The 13,632-nt window shown below is 74.6% G+C and carries 12 protein-coding genes and 1 tRNA gene; 9 read left to right on the top strand and 4 right to left on the bottom strand.

The genetic code is table 11. The annotated features are described in order from the left end of the window. Window positions 1-128: 128 nt before the first annotated feature. The 9 genes from ABD080_RS06435 to ABD080_RS06395 all read left to right on the top strand — a co-directional run bounded on the left by ABD080_RS06435 (window position 129) and on the right by ABD080_RS06395 (window position 8,128). On the top strand, window positions 129-1,130 hold the full coding sequence (locus ABD080_RS06435) for a LacI family DNA-binding transcriptional regulator (protein ID WP_343904094.1): 1,002 nt from the start codon (window positions 129-131) through the stop codon (window positions 1,128-1,130). A 166-nt stretch (window positions 1,131-1,296) separates the two neighbouring features. Further along, window positions 1,297-1,851: a flavin reductase family protein gene (locus tag ABD080_RS06430; RefSeq protein ID WP_343904093.1), complete on the top strand. Its 555-nt coding sequence runs from the start codon at window positions 1,297-1,299 to the stop codon at window positions 1,849-1,851. Between the two features lie 111 nt (window positions 1,852-1,962). Then, window positions 1,963-2,047: transfer RNA gene (locus ABD080_RS06425), tRNA-Ser, on the top strand. A 256-nt stretch (window positions 2,048-2,303) separates the two neighbouring features. After that, window positions 2,304-3,587, top strand: coding sequence for a hypothetical protein (locus ABD080_RS06420; RefSeq protein WP_343904092.1), 1,284 nt, complete (start codon window positions 2,304-2,306; stop codon window positions 3,585-3,587). Between the two features lie 208 nt (window positions 3,588-3,795). Next, window positions 3,796-4,962 (top strand): LLM class flavin-dependent oxidoreductase, encoded by a 1,167-nt coding sequence (locus tag ABD080_RS06415; protein WP_137769671.1) that lies wholly within the window; start codon window positions 3,796-3,798, stop codon window positions 4,960-4,962. Beyond that, window positions 4,959-5,684 carry a CE1759 family FMN reductase gene (locus tag ABD080_RS06410; RefSeq protein WP_343904091.1) on the top strand — a complete coding sequence of 242 codons (726 nt, stop codon included), beginning with the start codon at window positions 4,959-4,961 and terminating at the stop codon, window positions 5,682-5,684. The genes ABD080_RS06415 and ABD080_RS06410 overlap by 4 nt, the downstream gene beginning before the upstream one ends. 99 nt (window positions 5,685-5,783) lie before the next feature. Beyond that, a complete protein-coding gene (locus ABD080_RS06405) occupies window positions 5,784-6,230 on the top strand; it encodes a YciI family protein (RefSeq protein ID WP_137769669.1) in 447 nt (148 codons plus the stop codon). Continuing rightward, window positions 6,227-6,994 carry a sugar phosphate isomerase/epimerase family protein gene (locus ABD080_RS06400; RefSeq protein WP_343904090.1) on the top strand — a complete coding sequence of 256 codons (768 nt, stop codon included), beginning with the start codon at window positions 6,227-6,229 and terminating at the stop codon, window positions 6,992-6,994. Before ABD080_RS06405 ends, ABD080_RS06400 begins: the two co-directional genes overlap by 4 nt. Window positions 6,995-7,057: 63 nt before the next feature. After that, on the top strand, window positions 7,058-8,128 hold the full coding sequence (locus tag ABD080_RS06395) for a LacI family DNA-binding transcriptional regulator (RefSeq protein WP_343904089.1): 1,071 nt from the start codon (window positions 7,058-7,060) through the stop codon (window positions 8,126-8,128). A 10-nt stretch (window positions 8,129-8,138) separates the two neighbouring features. Here the strand turns inward: ABD080_RS06395 and ABD080_RS06390 are convergent, their stop codons facing one another. The 4 genes from ABD080_RS06390 to ABD080_RS06375 form a co-directional block, all read right to left on the bottom strand. Next, entirely contained in the window at window positions 8,139-9,119 is a 981-nt protein-coding gene (locus ABD080_RS06390) for a LacI family DNA-binding transcriptional regulator (protein ID WP_343904088.1), read from the bottom strand. Between the two features lie 41 nt (window positions 9,120-9,160). Next, a complete protein-coding gene (locus ABD080_RS06385; RefSeq protein ID WP_343904087.1) occupies window positions 9,161-11,416 on the bottom strand; it encodes a glycoside hydrolase family 3 C-terminal domain-containing protein in 2,256 nt (751 codons plus the stop codon). 139 nt (window positions 11,417-11,555) lie between these two features. Continuing rightward, window positions 11,556-12,404: a sugar phosphate isomerase/epimerase family protein gene (locus ABD080_RS06380; RefSeq protein ID WP_343904086.1), complete on the bottom strand. Its 849-nt coding sequence runs from the start codon at window positions 12,402-12,404 to the stop codon at window positions 11,556-11,558. After that, entirely contained in the window at window positions 12,401-13,630 is a 1,230-nt protein-coding gene (locus tag ABD080_RS06375; RefSeq protein WP_343904085.1) for a DUF993 family protein, read from the bottom strand. Before ABD080_RS06375 ends, ABD080_RS06380 begins: the two co-directional genes overlap by 4 nt. Between the last annotated feature and the right edge of the window lie 2 nt (window positions 13,631-13,632).

The raw sequence follows: 13,632 nt of genomic DNA, 5'->3' as shown, positions 1-13,632 counted from the left end.
CGACGCTACGGAGGCCGCGCGGTCCGATCGTGAACAGCGGATGAACCGTCGCCCACCGTTCGGCCAGGAGTGCTGAAACTCTTCAGACCCGGCTCTGACCAGGACTCCCGCTGGTGTGAGATCGGGGCATGACCCTCGACCCCCGCTCCTCCCGGCCCACGCTCGCGCAGGTCGCCCGGGCCGCGGGCGTCTCCCCCGGCTCCGCCTCGATGGCGCTCAACGACCGCCCCGGCGTCTCCCGGGGGACGCGGCTGCGGGTGCTCGAGGCCGCGCGGCACCTGGGCTATCGCCGTCGCGGGCGGGGCAGCGGGCTGATCGGCGTGCTCCCCACGGACCTCGGGAACCCGTACCACACGGACGTCATCGCGGGCATCGAGGGGCAGGCCGATGCGCTGGGCCTCGGCGTCGTCATCGCGCACGGGCGGCGAGACCCCGAGCACCTCGAGGCGCAGCTGCAGCGCCTGCTGGACCTCGGCGTGGACGGCATCGTCGCGGTGACGACGTGGCTGCGGCCGTCGGCCCTCGAGCGGGCCGTGCAGGTGGTCCCCGTGACGGTGATCGGGCGGATGCAGGACGCGGTGCCCGGCACGGACGCGGTGCGCACGCACGACGAGGCCGGTGCGGCGCTCGCGGTGCGCCACCTCGTCGAGCTCGGGCACCGCCGCCTCGCGCACGTGACCCTCTCCTCGCGCCCGGGCCCGGCGGGCCGCCGCACCGGTTTCCTCGCCGAGACGGAGCGGCGCGGGCTGCGGGGCACGGCGACGGTGATCGGCCCGGACCGTGCGGAGGACGGCATCACGACGCTGCTGCGCTCGGTGCGCCGCGGCGACGCGGACGCCCCCACCGCGGTGTTCACCGCGAACGACATGGCCGCGGTCTCCGTGCTGCACCGCGCGGCGGACCTCGGGGTGGAGGTCCCCGGACGCCTGAGCGTCGTGGGCTACGACGGCTCCGCGGTCGCGCTCACCGTGCGCCCGCACCTCACGAGCGTCCACCAGCCGCGCGGCGAGATGGGGCGGCTCGCCGCACGGATGCTGCGGGAGCGCTTCGAGGGCCGCAGCCACGACACCTCGAGCGTCGTGGACCCCGTGCTGCACGTGCGGGCGTCGACCGGTCCGGTGCACGCCTGAGCGGAGGGCCCCAGGACGCATGTGGTCATCTGGCGTCACGAACATGACGGCGGCGCGGCGCCGCTCCTACTGTCGACGGAACGCCCCCTGTCGACGGGTCCCGTGTCGACCCCTGCATCTCGTGTCCGCACGGCACCCGATTCCACGGAGCACCCGAGGAGAACCGATGACCACCGCGCCCCATCCGTCCGAGCCGGACCGCGACGTCGCCCATCCCGCCGAGGCCGCGCCGCTGGACGGCGCCCTGGACCGGGAGAGCTTCGGCGCCCTGTTCCGCCGTCACCCGGCGGGCGTCGCCGTCGTCACCCTGCTGGACGACGGCGTGCCCGTCGGCTTCACCGCGACCTCCGTCATCTCGGTCTCCGCGCAGCCGGCGGTGCTCGCCTTCTCGATCAACGACACGTCCTCCTCGTGGCCCGCGGTCTCCCGGGCGGAGTCGGTGACGATCAACCTGCTCGCGGCGGACCAGCGTCAGGTCTCCACCGTGTTCGCGACCTCCGGCGTGGACCGCTTCGCCCAGGCGGACTGGCAGCAGCTGCCCACCGGGGAGCCCGTGCTGCGCGGCACCTCCGGCTGGATCAGCGGGCACGTGCTGCAGCGCGTCCCGGCGGGCGGCAGCCACCTGGTGCTCGTCGCCGCGGATCGCGCGCAGGTGTTCGACGCGGAGCCGCTCGTGTACCGCAACCGCGCCTACCACCAGCTGATCGAGTACGAGATCTGAGCGCGGGGCGGCGCGAGCGGCGGCCGACGGCGGCGCGGATGTGACCTGCGCCCGCCCGGTTCGCCCCCGCCCCGGGCTTCGGGTACGCTGATGCCTGCTCTTACGAGCACTGGAGGATTCGCCTAGCGGCCTATGGCGCACGCCTGGAACGCGTGTTGGGTGCAAGCCCTCGGGGGTTCAAATCCCCCATCCTCCGCCGAATGATCGCCCCGGACCCGCACTGCGGATCCGGGGCGATCTGCATGTCCGCCCCGCCTGCGCACATGCGCGGCGATGGTCCGATTCCGTCCCGGATCGGTGCCTGCGAGGGAACGGAATCGGACCATCGCCCGCGGGGGGCACTACGTCCCCGGGTCACCATCCGGTCTCCATCTGCGCGGCGACGGTGACCTGCGCGACAGGCCCGGATATCCTTCCGCGAACGCCGGAATCGACGAATCACGGGGGCAAGGATGTCGCAGTCGGGCTGGGGCGGCCAAGGGCCGTCCTCTCAGGACGGATCGTCGCAGCAGGGCTGGGGCCAGAACCCGCAGGGCCAGCAGGGCTGGTCCCAGCAGCCGGGCCAGCAGGCTCAGGGCCAGCAGCCCGGCCAGCAGGGCGGGTGGGGTCCCGCGCCGCAGCAGCCGTCCCCGCAGCAGCCACCGACATGGGGGCAGCCGTCCCCGTGCGGGGCGCCGCAGGGCGGCCCGTACGGCGGCTCCCCCGCCTACGGTGCGCCGCAGCCGCCGACGCCGCCGCGCAAGAAGTGGCCGCTGATCCTCGTGGCGATCGGCTGCGTGCTCGCGCTGTTCCTCGGGATCGGCATCATCACCGCGACCGTGCTGCTGAACCGCAGCGTCGGGGGCGACGATCCCACGGCCGCCCCGACCACCTCCGGGAGCCCCACGGAGGAGCCCACCACGGAGGCGACGACGGAGGCCCCCACGGTCTCCGGATCCTCCGAGGGCGCCGCCTTCGAGCCGGCCGATCCCTACGGCGAGTCGCTCAAGACCCCGGACGAGATCTGGTCGATCCTCGAGGACAACCCGATGACCTCCGGCACCGTGAGCACGATCGGCAGCTGTGAGCTGCCGGGCACGCCGAAGGAGCCCTCCGACGAGCAGCTGCAGGCCACGCTCGACGCCGCGGGCGGCTGCCTGAGCTCGGTGTGGTCCACGGCGAGCTCGGACCGCGAGCTCCCGTGGTCGAACCGCTCGCTCGTGGTCTACAAGCACCCGGACGTCCCCTCGAGCGCCGTGTGCGAGCCGGACACCTTCGACGCGGAGACCCCGCGCGTGTGCAACATCGACGGGACGATCTACTGGCCCTCCGGCTCCGGCATCGCCCACGAGATGGGCGCCTCGGGCGCGGTGGGTGACGAGGCGGAGCTCTCCACCGCCTACCTGTGGGACCTCTCCTACAGCTACGTGAACGCGGGCTGGTGGGACAGCACGATCGGCATCTACTACAGCCAGATGTCCCAGGGCCTCGAGGACGATCCCGACCGCCAGGCGGAGGCGAAGCGCCGCTACGCCTCGCAGAACATCTGCGTGGCGAGCCTGATGTCGATGCGCGTCCCGACCGCCGCGCAGCCCAGCGAGACGGTGCGCGGCATCCTCTCCGACCCGAAGACCTGGCAGGACGGCCCCGCGGTCACCGCGGAGACCCACGCCCGCTGGATCAAGAAGGGCCTCGAGGCCGACGGCGACCTGGCCGCGTGCAACGCCTGGAAGGCCCCGCTCGACGAGGTCGCCTGAGCTCGATCCGCAGGGGTGCCCCGGTCTCGTCCGCGAGGTCCCGGGCACCCCTGCGGGCGACCGGCGCCACAGGGGCTTGCGCACACCCTCAAAGTAGTTTAATTTCGAACTATCAGTCGGAGGGGCGCCGCCCACGGCACCGCAGACCCGCGGCACCGCGGCACGGCCCTCCCACCGACGGCACACGACGAGTCGTCAGGAGCGCATCATGCAGTTCGGAATCTTCACCATCGCCGACATCACCCCGGACCCCACCACCGGGCGCGTCCCCACCGAGCACGAGCGGCTCGCGCTCATGGTCGAGGAGGCGACCCTCGCCGAGCAGGTGGGCCTGGACGTCTTCGCCCTCGGCGAGCACCACAACCCGCCCTTCGTGACCTCCTCCCCCACCACGACGCTCGCGTACATCGGCGCGAAGACCCGCGAGATCATCCTCTCCACCGCGACCACGCTGATCACCACCAACGACCCGGTGAAGATCGCCGAGGACTACGCGATGCTCCAGCACCTCACGGACGGGCGCGTGGACCTCGTCATGGGCCGCGGCAACACCGGCCCGGTCTACCCCTGGTTCGGCCAGGACATCCGCAAGGGCATCGAGCTCGCCGTGGAGAACTACGAGCTGCTGCACCGCCTGTGGCGCGAGGACGTCGTGAACTGGGAGGGTCAGTTCCGCACCCCGCTGCAGCAGTTCACCTCGACACCGCGCCCGCTCGACGGCGTCGCCCCCTTCGTGTGGCACGGCTCGATCCGCTCCCCGCAGATCGCCGAGCAGGCCGCGTACTACGGCGACGGCTTCTTCCACAACAACATCTTCTGGCCCATCACCCACACGAAGCAGATGGTCCAGCTCTACCGCGAGCGCTTCGAGCACTACGGCCACGGCACCGCCGACCAGGCGATCGTGGGCCTCGGCGGCCAGGCGTTCATGCGGAAGAACTCGCAGGACGCGATCACCGAGTTCCGCCCCTACTTCGACAACGCCCCCGTCTACGGCGGCGGCCCCTCGATGGAGGACTTCACGCGGCAGACCCCGCTCGTCGTCGGCTCCCCGGAGCAGGTCATCGAGCGCTACCTGACCATGGCGGACCACGTGGGCGACTACCAGCGCCAGCTGTTCCTGCTCGACCACGCGGGCCTGCCCCGCAAGACGGTGCTCGAGCAGATCGAGCTGCTGGGCACCGAGGTGGTGCCCGTGCTGCGCAAGGAGCTCGACGCCCGCCGCCCCGCGACCGTGCCCGACGCCCCCACCCACGCCTCGCTCGTCGCGGCGGCGGAGGCCGAGCGCGGTGCGTTCGACGCGACCTACAAGTTCGAGACCGGCGACAACTGGACCGGCCTGCGCGCCGAGGACGCGAAGGAGGGACGTCGATGACCACCCCGACCAGCACCGCTCCTGACGCCACCGTCGAGCCGCTGCGGCTCGTGGTGCTCTCCGCCGGGCTCTCCACGCCCAGCTCGACCCGCATGCTCGCGGACGAGCTCACCCGCGCCGTCACCGCGGAGGCCGGCCATCGCCCCGTCTCCACCGTCGTCGTGGAGCTGCGCGAGCACGCCCACGAGATCACCGACCTGATGCTCACCCGCTTCCCCGGGGAGCGGCTGTCCCCGGTGATCGACGCGGTGCGCCGGGCGGACGCCGTCATCGCCGTGACCCCTGTGTTCAACATCGGCCCGTCGGGCCTGTTCAAGATGTTCGTCGACGCCGTCGACAAGGAGATCTGGAACGGCCGGCCCGTGCTGCTCGGCGCGACCGCCGGCACCGCCCGCCACTCCCTCGCGATCGACTACGCCCTGCGCCCGATGTTCGCCTCCCTCAAGGCGGAGCTCGCGCCGACGGCCGTGTTCGCGGCCTCCGCGGACTTCGGCGCGGACACCGAGGGCCAGGGCGACGAGCAGCCGCTCGCCGCGCGGATCCGCCGCGCCGCCCGGGAGCTGCTGCTGCTGGTCGCGGGGACCTCCGGGGCCGACGGCGGTGACGCGGCCGACGCCGCCGGGACCCCCGCGGGCCCCGCCGCCCCCGCGCGCACCGTCGCGGTGGGCCTGGACGACGAGTTCGCTGACTTCGTGCCGATGGGCTCGCTGCTGGGGCGCTGATCCGCTGACGGCGACGGGCGCACCGCCTACGCTGGGCGCGGGACCCGCGGGGTCCCGCGCCCGGGGCCGTCCCGGGGCCCGCTCCAGGAGGAGATCCCCATGAAGTACATGCTGATCATGCGCGCGACCGATGCCGCCCTCGCCGCCTCCCAGGAGGTCGACTTCGAGGAGGTCGTCAACGCGATGGGCGCCTTCAACGAGGCGCTCCACGACGCGGGCGTGCTCACCGCCGGCGAGGGCCTCACCGACGCCGCCGCCCCGGAGAACTTCGTCCTGGACTTCGACCAGGACCCGCCGGCCGTCTCCACCGCGCCCTACGGCCCCACCGAGGCGCTCTTCAACGGCTTCTGGATCCTCACGGTCGCCTCGCGCGACGAGGCGCTGCAGTGGGCGAGCCGCTGCCCGCTCGGGAAGGGCATGAAGCTCGAGGTGCGCCGCATCCACGGCGACGAGGAGATCGCCTCGCTCGTCTCCGAGGACAACGAGTACGTCGCCAAGGAGAAGGTCTGGCGCGCCGAGCAGGCGCAGCGCGACGAGGCCCGATGATCCGCCCCGGCCTGTGCTCGGTGACGCTGCGCGCACTCGAGCCCCCCGCCGTCGTCGAGCTCGCCGCCGCGGCGGGCCTCGAGGCGATCGAATGGGGCGGTGACGTGCACGTCCCGCCCGGGGACGCGGAGCAAGCCGCGCAGGTGCGCGCCCTCACGGAGGGGGCGGGCCTCGCGGTCGCCTCCTACGGCTCCTACCTGCGCTGCGAGGGCCCCGCCGCGGCCGCCGAGCAGGAGACCCGGGCGGTGCTCGACGCCGCCGCCGCCCTCGGCGCCTCGCGGGTGCGGGTGTGGGCCGGGACGGCGGGCTCCGCCGACGCCACCCCGGACGCCCGCGCGGACGTGGCGCGGAACCTGCGCCGGGCCTGCGAGCTCGCCACCGCGCAGGGCATCGGCCTGGGCCTCGAGTTCCACGGCGGGACGCTCACCGACGAGGTCGGCTCGACCCTGCGCCTGCTGGAGGAGGTCGCCCACCCCGCGCTCACCACCTACTGGCAGCCCCACCAGGACATGCCGCGCGAGGAGGCGCTCGCGACGCTGCGCGCGGTGCTCCCCCGCACCTCGAGCATCCACGTCTTCTCCTGGTGGCCGGGCGCGCAGCGGCTCGCGCTGTCCGCGCGGTCGGACCTGTGGCGCGAGGTCTTCGCCACGCTCGCCGCGCACGGCGGCGACCACGATGCGCTGCTCGAGTTCGTGCCCGGGGACGATCCGGCGCTGCTGGCTCGCGAGGCGGGGACCCTGCGGGAGCTGCTCGCCGTATCCTGAGGCTCCCGGGACAGCGGTTGCCGTCCCGCGACCCGCGCCTGTCCCCGACCCCGAGGAGCTCCCATGCCGGCGATCCGGCTCAGCGACGTCGCCGCGGATGCGGGCGTCTCCCTCGCGACCGCCTCCCGCGTGCTCAACGGCTCCTCCCGCGTGCCCGGCAAGGACGTCGCCGAGAAGGTGAAGGCCTCCGCCGCGAAGCTCGGCTACGTGCCGAACGCCCAGGCGCAGGCCCTCGCCCGCTCCCGCTCGGGGCTCATCGGCCTCGTCGTCCACGACATCGCGGACCCGTACTTCGCCGCGATCGCGCGCGCCGTGCAGCAGCAGATCTTCGCCTCGGACTCGCAGGTGCTGCTCACGCAGACCGACCGCGACCACGAGACCGAGGTGCGGGCGCTGCGCTCGCTCATCGCCCAGCAGGTCGACGCGCTCGTGCTCGTGGGCTCGCACCGCTACGGCGGCGACGCGGACGCCGCGATCTCGACCCTGCTCGAGGGCTTCAGCCGCAACGGCGGCACCGTCGTGGGTCTCGGCCAGTCCCTCGGCGTGGGCCGCACGATCGTCCCGGACAACGCGGAGGCCGCGGAGGAGCTCGCGACCTCGCTCGTCGTCGAGGGCCACCGTCGCTTCGCGGTCGTCGAGGGCATCGCGGGGATCCCCTCCGCCGGCGACCGCACCGGCGGCTTCGTGCGCGGCCTGACCCGCGCGGGCATCGAGCCGGAGCTCACCCTGCGTGCCGAGCTCACCCGCAGCGGCGGGCACGACGCCGCCGCCCGGGTCGCGGACCATCTCGCCGCGGCGCCGTCACCGTCGTCGGCCCCGTCGGACCCGCTGCCGCTGTGCCTCTTCGCCCCGGCGGACGTCATGGCCCTCGGCGCGCTCGGCGAGCTGCGCCGTCGCGGGCTCGACGTCCCCGGTCAGGTCGCCGTCGCCGGGTTCGGCGGCGTGCCCGACGGGGCCGATGTCGCCCCCACCCTCTCGACGATCGCGCTGCCGCTGGACGACATGGCCCGCACGGCCGTGGACTGGGTCCTCGCGCGCGGCGACGCGGGGCAGGAGGCACCCGCCGCGGCGGAGGTCCACGTGAGCGGCGAGGTGCTGCTGCGCGAGTCCACGCAGCTGACCGCCGCCTCCTGAGGGCGACCTCTCAGACGCTCCCGCGCTCGACGACCCGGAAGCGCGGGGCGGCGCCGTCGAGCACGGCGCTCCCCCGCGGCGCGGACGGGTCGATCATCGCGAGCCCCTCCGCGAACACCGCACGGGCGAGGCCGGCGGGGTCGTGGTCGATCGTGGTGAGCGGCGGGTCGAGGTGCGCGGCCATCGGCTCGTCGTCGATCCCGATCACCGCGATCTCCCCGGGCACGGCCACGCCCTCCTCCCGGGCGGCGTGCAGCAGCGCGGCGGCCCAGAGGTCGTTGTAGCAGGCCACGGCCGTGACGGGAGGCTCCGCGGCGCGCCATTCGCGCAGCAGGGCGCGCAGGTCCGACAGCGGCGCCCCGGTGGCGATCCGTGCGCTCCGAGGAGCGGGCAGCCCCGCCGCCGCGCAGGCGCGCTCGATCCCGGTGCGGCGCTGCGCGTCGAGCTCGGCGAGATCCGGGTCCCCCGCGCCGAGGTGGGCGAGGTGCGCGTGCCCGGCCGTGCGGAGGTGCCGCACCTGGAGGTGCGCGACGGGGTCGCCGTCCTCACCTCCGGGGCACGCACCGGTGTCCGGCGTGGTGGGCGTGCGGGCCGCGTCGAGCACGGTCCGCTCGGGGGCGGTGAGCACGGCGAGGGCGAGCACGAGCTGCGGCTGGAGGTGCTGGAGCGCCGCCTCGAGCGCGCCCGCGTCCCCCGCGCGCAGCGACACCAGCGAGTAGCCGTGCTCGCGGGCGAGGGCGGTCAGCGTGTCCGTCAGGACGGCGAGGTTCCGCCCGTGCGGCAGCGCGGGGGAAAGCGCGAGGATCACGGGCGGGAGCTTGCCGCGCAGGGCCCGGGCGCTCGGGTTCGGCACGTAGCCGAGCGCCCGGGCGGCGTCGAGCACCTTGCGGCGCGTGGCCTCGGGCAGGGGCCGGTCGGGCCGGTCGTTGAGCACGTAGCTCACCGTCGCCCGCGAGACCCCGGCGTGCTGGGCGACGTCCGCGCTGGTCACGCGCCGGCCGCGCTCCGGGGCGCCCGGCCACTGCCCGTCGGTCACGACCGGCCGTCGCCCGCGTTGACGCGGTCCAGGAACTCCTGGATCTGCTCCGGGGCGAGCCCCGCGAAGCCGGTGAGGCGGCCCACCGGGATCTGCTCGAACATCTTCACCATCTCCGGGTCCTGGAAGAGCGGGCTGTCGCCCACGAGCTCCTGGAGGGCCTCGGTGCCGCCGGGGATCGCGGAGAGCTCGAGCGGGGTGGTGGAGAAGGTCGCGGGGATCCGCGGCTCGGTCCCCTCGAGCGCGACCTCGGCGGAGAGGGGCAGGTCCCGGCTCGAGGCGCCCACCTCGACGCGGTAGGTGCCGGCCTCGACAGCCCACTGCCCGGCGCGCGCGTCCCAGTACTGCAGCTCGGTCTCGGGGATGTCGATGCGCACGGCGGCGGAGGCGCCGGGGGCGAGGGTGACCTCGGCGAAGCCCTTGAGCTCGCGCGGGGCGCGGGAGATGGCGCTTCCGGGAACGGCGACGTAGGCCTGCACGACCTCGCGGCCCTCCCGCTCGCCGGTGTTGGTGACCTGCACGGTGACCACGAGGCCTCCATCCTGCTCGGCGACCTCGAGGCCCTCGTGGGAGAAGGTTGTGTAGCTCAGGCCGTGGCCGAAGGGGAAGGCGACCTCGGTGCCGCGCTGGTCGAAGCCGCGGTAGCCCACGAAGAGGCCCTCGCCGTAGGTGACGCGGCCGTGCTCGCCCGGGAAGTACGGGGTGGAGGGGACGTCCGCGAGGCGCAGCGGGATGGTCTCGGCGAGGCGGCCCGAGGGGTTCGTGCGGCCCAGCAGGACCTCCGCGGTGGCCTCGCCGCCGGCCTGGCCCAGCAGCCAGGCCTCGAGGATCGCGGGTGCCGAGCGGAGGGTCTCGGAGAGGCGGATCGCGGAGCCGTGGGTGAGGACGACGGCGGTGCGCGGGTTCGCGGCGAGGACCTCCTCGAGCAGGCGCTCCTGCTCCGCGGGCAGCTCCATGTCGGCGCGGTCGAAGCCCTCGGACTCGACGTCCTCGCCGAGGCCCAGGAAGAGGACGACGGTGCCGGCGGTGCGGGCGAGCTCGACGGCCTCGGCGCGCAGGGCGTCGGGATCCGCGGCCTCGTCGGCCCCGGCGGAGAAGCCGCGGGCGAAGGGCACCTCGCCGAGCTCCGTGCGCAGCGCCTCGAGGGCGGAGGTCACGCGGGTGGCGTTGACGTGGGAGGAGCCGGCGCCTTGGTAGCGCGGGGTCTGCGCGAAGTCGCCGATGACGGCGAGGCCCGCGGCGGCGTCGCCCTCGAGAGGCAGCAGGCCGCCCTCGTTGCGCAGCAGCACGATCGCGCGGCGGGCGGCCCCGAGGGCCACCTCGTGGTGGGCGGCGGCGTCGTAGGTCGCGGCGGGGTCGCGGTGCGCGGCGCCCTGACGCAGCAGCCGGGCGACCTTGGCGGCAGCGCGGTCCACGGCGGCCTCGTCGACCGTGCCCTCCGCGAGGGCGGCGGCGAGGGCCTGCTCGGCGCCCGGATCCGCGGGCATCTGCAGGTCCAGCCCGGCGGCGACGGCGGCGGGGCGGTCCACGACGGCGCCCCAGTCGGAGACGACGGCGCCCTCGAAGCCCCACTGCTCGCGGAGCACCTCGGTGAGCAGGAAGCGGTTCTGGGAGACGAGGGTGCCCAGCACCGAGTTGTAGGAGCACATGATCGTCCAGGGCTGCGCGCGGGTGACGACGGAGCGGAAGGCGCGCAGGTAGATCTCGTGCAGGGTGCGCTCGTCGACGGAGACGTCCACGCGCATGCGGTCCGTCTCCTGGTTGTTCAGCGCGAAGTGCTTCACGGAGGTGCCGACGCCGCGGTCCTGCATGCCGTCGACGTAGGCGACGGCGAGCTCGCCGGCGAGGTGGGGGTCCTCGGAGAAGTACTCGAAGTTGCGGCCGCACAGGGGCGAGCGCTTGATGTTCATGCCGGGGCCGAGGACGACGGAGACGCCCTCGGCGAGGGCCTCCTCGGCGATCGCCGCGGCGACGGCGGCGGCGGTCTCGCGGCTCCAGGTGGCGGCGAGGCCGACGGCGGGCGGGAAGCACGTGGCGGGCACGGAGTCGTTCAGGCCCAGGTGGTCCGCCTCCGCCTTCTGGGTGCGCAGGCCGTGCGGGCCGTCGCTCGTCATGATCGGCTCGAGGCCCAGGCCGGGGGCGCCGTGGGTGTACCAGAAGTCCTGGCCGCCGGTGAGCGCGACCTTCTCCGCCGCGGGCAGCGGGGCGACCTCCGCCGCGTCGACCGTCGTGCTCGTGCCGTCCTGGCCCATGTCGTGCTCCTCTGCGAGATCCGTGCCTGCTCCGGGCAGGTTACTCGTGTCAGCTGGGTCGCGGGAGGACGTCCGGCGGCGATGCGCGGGCCCGCCCGGGGAGCAGGTCCACGCGCCCGCCCGCCGAGGCGCGGTCGAGTCAGGCGGAGGGCAGCACCAGCTGCTCGAAGCGCTCGCGGACGATCCGCACGGCGTCGTCCACCGGGGTCGCCCAGACGTCCTCGTTGAAGATCTCCACCTCGATCGGGCCGGTGTAGCCCGCGCCCGCGACGAGCCGGGTCACGGCGGGGAAGTCGACGAAGCCGTCGCCCATGTAGCCGCGGGAGTGCAGGGTCTCCGCGGCGAGCGGCAGGTTCCAGTCGCACACCTGGTAGCCCATCAGCCGCCCGCTCTCCCCCGCGCGCGCCACGGACGCGGCGAGCTGCGGGTCCCACCACACGTGGTACGTGTCCACGATGGCGCCGACGGCGGCCGATCCCACCGCCTCGGCGATGTCGAGCGCCTGCGCGGTGGTCGAGACGACCCCGCGATCGGCCGCGAAGATCGGGTGCATGGGCTCGATCGCGAGTCTCACGCCGGCCTGCTCCGCGTGCGGGGCGAGCGCGGTGATGTTCTCGACGACGCGCTCGCGGGCCGCGACGAGGTCCTTGTCCTCCCGGGTGAGCCCGCCGACGACGAGCACGAGCACGTCCGTGCCGAGGCCCACGGCCTCGTCGATCGCGCGGCGGTTGTCCTCGAGCGCGGCGGCGCGGTCGGTCGGGTCCGCGGCGGTGAAGAACCCGCCGCGGCACAGGCTCGTCACCGCGAGACCGGCGTCGTCCACACGCCGGCGCAGGGCGTCCAGGCCGATCTCCGCGACGTCCTGGCGCCACAGGCCGATCCCGCCGATCCCCTCGGCTACGCACGCCTCGAGCAGGTCCTGCAGCGGGGTGGTGCGGCAGGTCCAGCGGTTGATCGAGAGCCGCGGGACGGCGACGGGGGCGCTCATCGCGCGGCTCCGTCGTCCGCAGGGACCCCGAACCCGTGCAGGGACAGCAGCGCATGCCACCGCGCCGCCGCGAGCGGCGGGTCCTCGAGGTTGCCGGTCGCCGCGGCCAGCTCGACCGTGCGCGAGAGGTGGGGCAGGCTGCGGGCCGCGTGCATGCCGCCGACCATCGAGAACGCCTGCTGGTGGCCGTTCAGCCAGGACAGGAAGGCGACGCCGGTCTTGTAGTGGAAGGTGGGCGCGGAGAACACGTGCCGGGCGAGCCGCTCTGCGTCGTCGAGGATGCGGCGGGCCTCGGCGCGGCCCCCGCGGTCCAGGGCCTGCACGGCCGCGGAGGCCGCCGGGGCGGTCGCCGCGAAGGCGCCGAGCAAGGCGTGGGAGAAGGCCCCGTCCTCGCCGACGATGAGGGGGGAGAAGTGGAAGTCGTCCCCCGTGAGCATGCGGACCCCCTCGGGGAGCCGCTCGCGCACGGCGACCTCGGCGGCATCGTCGAGCAGGCTCATCTTCACTCCGCGCACGCGCGAGGGGTCCTCGCCGATGATCCGCAGCAGGGTCGCGGAGGCCTCGGCGGTGTCGGTGCTGCCGAAGTACCCCTCGAGCTGCGGGTCGAAGGCCGTGCCCAGCCAGTGCAGGACGACGGGTGCGGTCGCGGCGTCGAGCACCCGGCGGTAGACGCTCTCGTAGTCCGCGGCGGAGCGGGCCGCGCGGGCGAGGTGCCGGGAGGCCATGAGCACGGCGCCCGCGCCGGTGGCCTCGGTCGCCGCGAGCTGCTCGCGGTAGGCCTCGACGATCTCGTCGAGGCTCAGCTCCGCCTCGGGGCGCTGGTCGGTGGAGACCCCGGCGACGACGAGGTCGCGCACCTCGGCGCCCGCGGGGAACAGCGGGGCGATCGCGGGATCGGCGAGGGCCTCACGGGCGGCGCCCGCGGTGCGGGTGATGAGCTCGCGGGTCGCCGCGGGGTCCAGGCCCATGCCCCGCTGCGCGGTGTCCATGGCGTCGGCGACGCCGAGGCCGCGCCGCCACATGCTGCGACGGAAGGCGAGGGTCGCCTCCCAGTCGAGGTCCGCGGGGGCGCCGGGGGCGGTGTCCGAGGCGGGGCGGGGGATGACGTGCACGGCGGCGTAGACGGTGCGCGAGCGCAGCGGGCCGCTCGGCGGGGCGAAGGCCGCCGCGGCGCCGAGCTCGACGGTGCGCAGCGAGCCGTCCTCGTCCAGGAGGTGGAGGTCCATGC

Source organism: Brachybacterium rhamnosum (genome assembly GCF_039526185.1).
Classification (GTDB): domain Bacteria; phylum Actinomycetota; class Actinomycetes; order Actinomycetales; family Dermabacteraceae; genus Brachybacterium; species Brachybacterium rhamnosum.
The sequence above is the reverse complement of the archived record's forward strand: the minus strand, read 5'-3'. Positions and strand labels throughout refer to the sequence as shown.

Coding starts and splice junctions, on each gene's coding strand:
- ABD080_RS06380 (WP_343904086.1), bottom strand. CDS start 12,404: ATGAGCGCCCCCGTCGCCGTCCCGCGGCTCTCGATCAACCGCTGGACC.
- ABD080_RS06395 (WP_343904089.1), top strand. CDS start 7,058: ATGCCGGCGATCCGGCTCAGCGACGTCGCCGCGGATGCGGGCGTCTCC.
- ABD080_RS06410 (WP_343904091.1), top strand. CDS start 4,959: ATGACCACCCCGACCAGCACCGCTCCTGACGCCACCGTCGAGCCGCTG.
- ABD080_RS06420 (WP_343904092.1), top strand. CDS start 2,304: ATGTCGCAGTCGGGCTGGGGCGGCCAAGGGCCGTCCTCTCAGGACGGA.
- ABD080_RS06430 (WP_343904093.1), top strand. CDS start 1,297: ATGACCACCGCGCCCCATCCGTCCGAGCCGGACCGCGACGTCGCCCAT.
- ABD080_RS06385 (WP_343904087.1), bottom strand. CDS start 11,416: ATGGGCCAGGACGGCACGAGCACGACGGTCGACGCGGCGGAGGTCGCC.
- ABD080_RS06405 (WP_137769669.1), top strand. CDS start 5,784: ATGAAGTACATGCTGATCATGCGCGCGACCGATGCCGCCCTCGCCGCC.
- ABD080_RS06375 (WP_343904085.1), bottom strand. CDS start 13,630: ATGGACCTCCACCTCCTGGACGAGGACGGCTCGCTGCGCACCGTCGAG.
- ABD080_RS06400 (WP_343904090.1), top strand. CDS start 6,227: ATGATCCGCCCCGGCCTGTGCTCGGTGACGCTGCGCGCACTCGAGCCC.
- ABD080_RS06435 (WP_343904094.1), top strand. CDS start 129: ATGACCCTCGACCCCCGCTCCTCCCGGCCCACGCTCGCGCAGGTCGCC.
- ABD080_RS06415 (WP_137769671.1), top strand. CDS start 3,796: ATGCAGTTCGGAATCTTCACCATCGCCGACATCACCCCGGACCCCACC.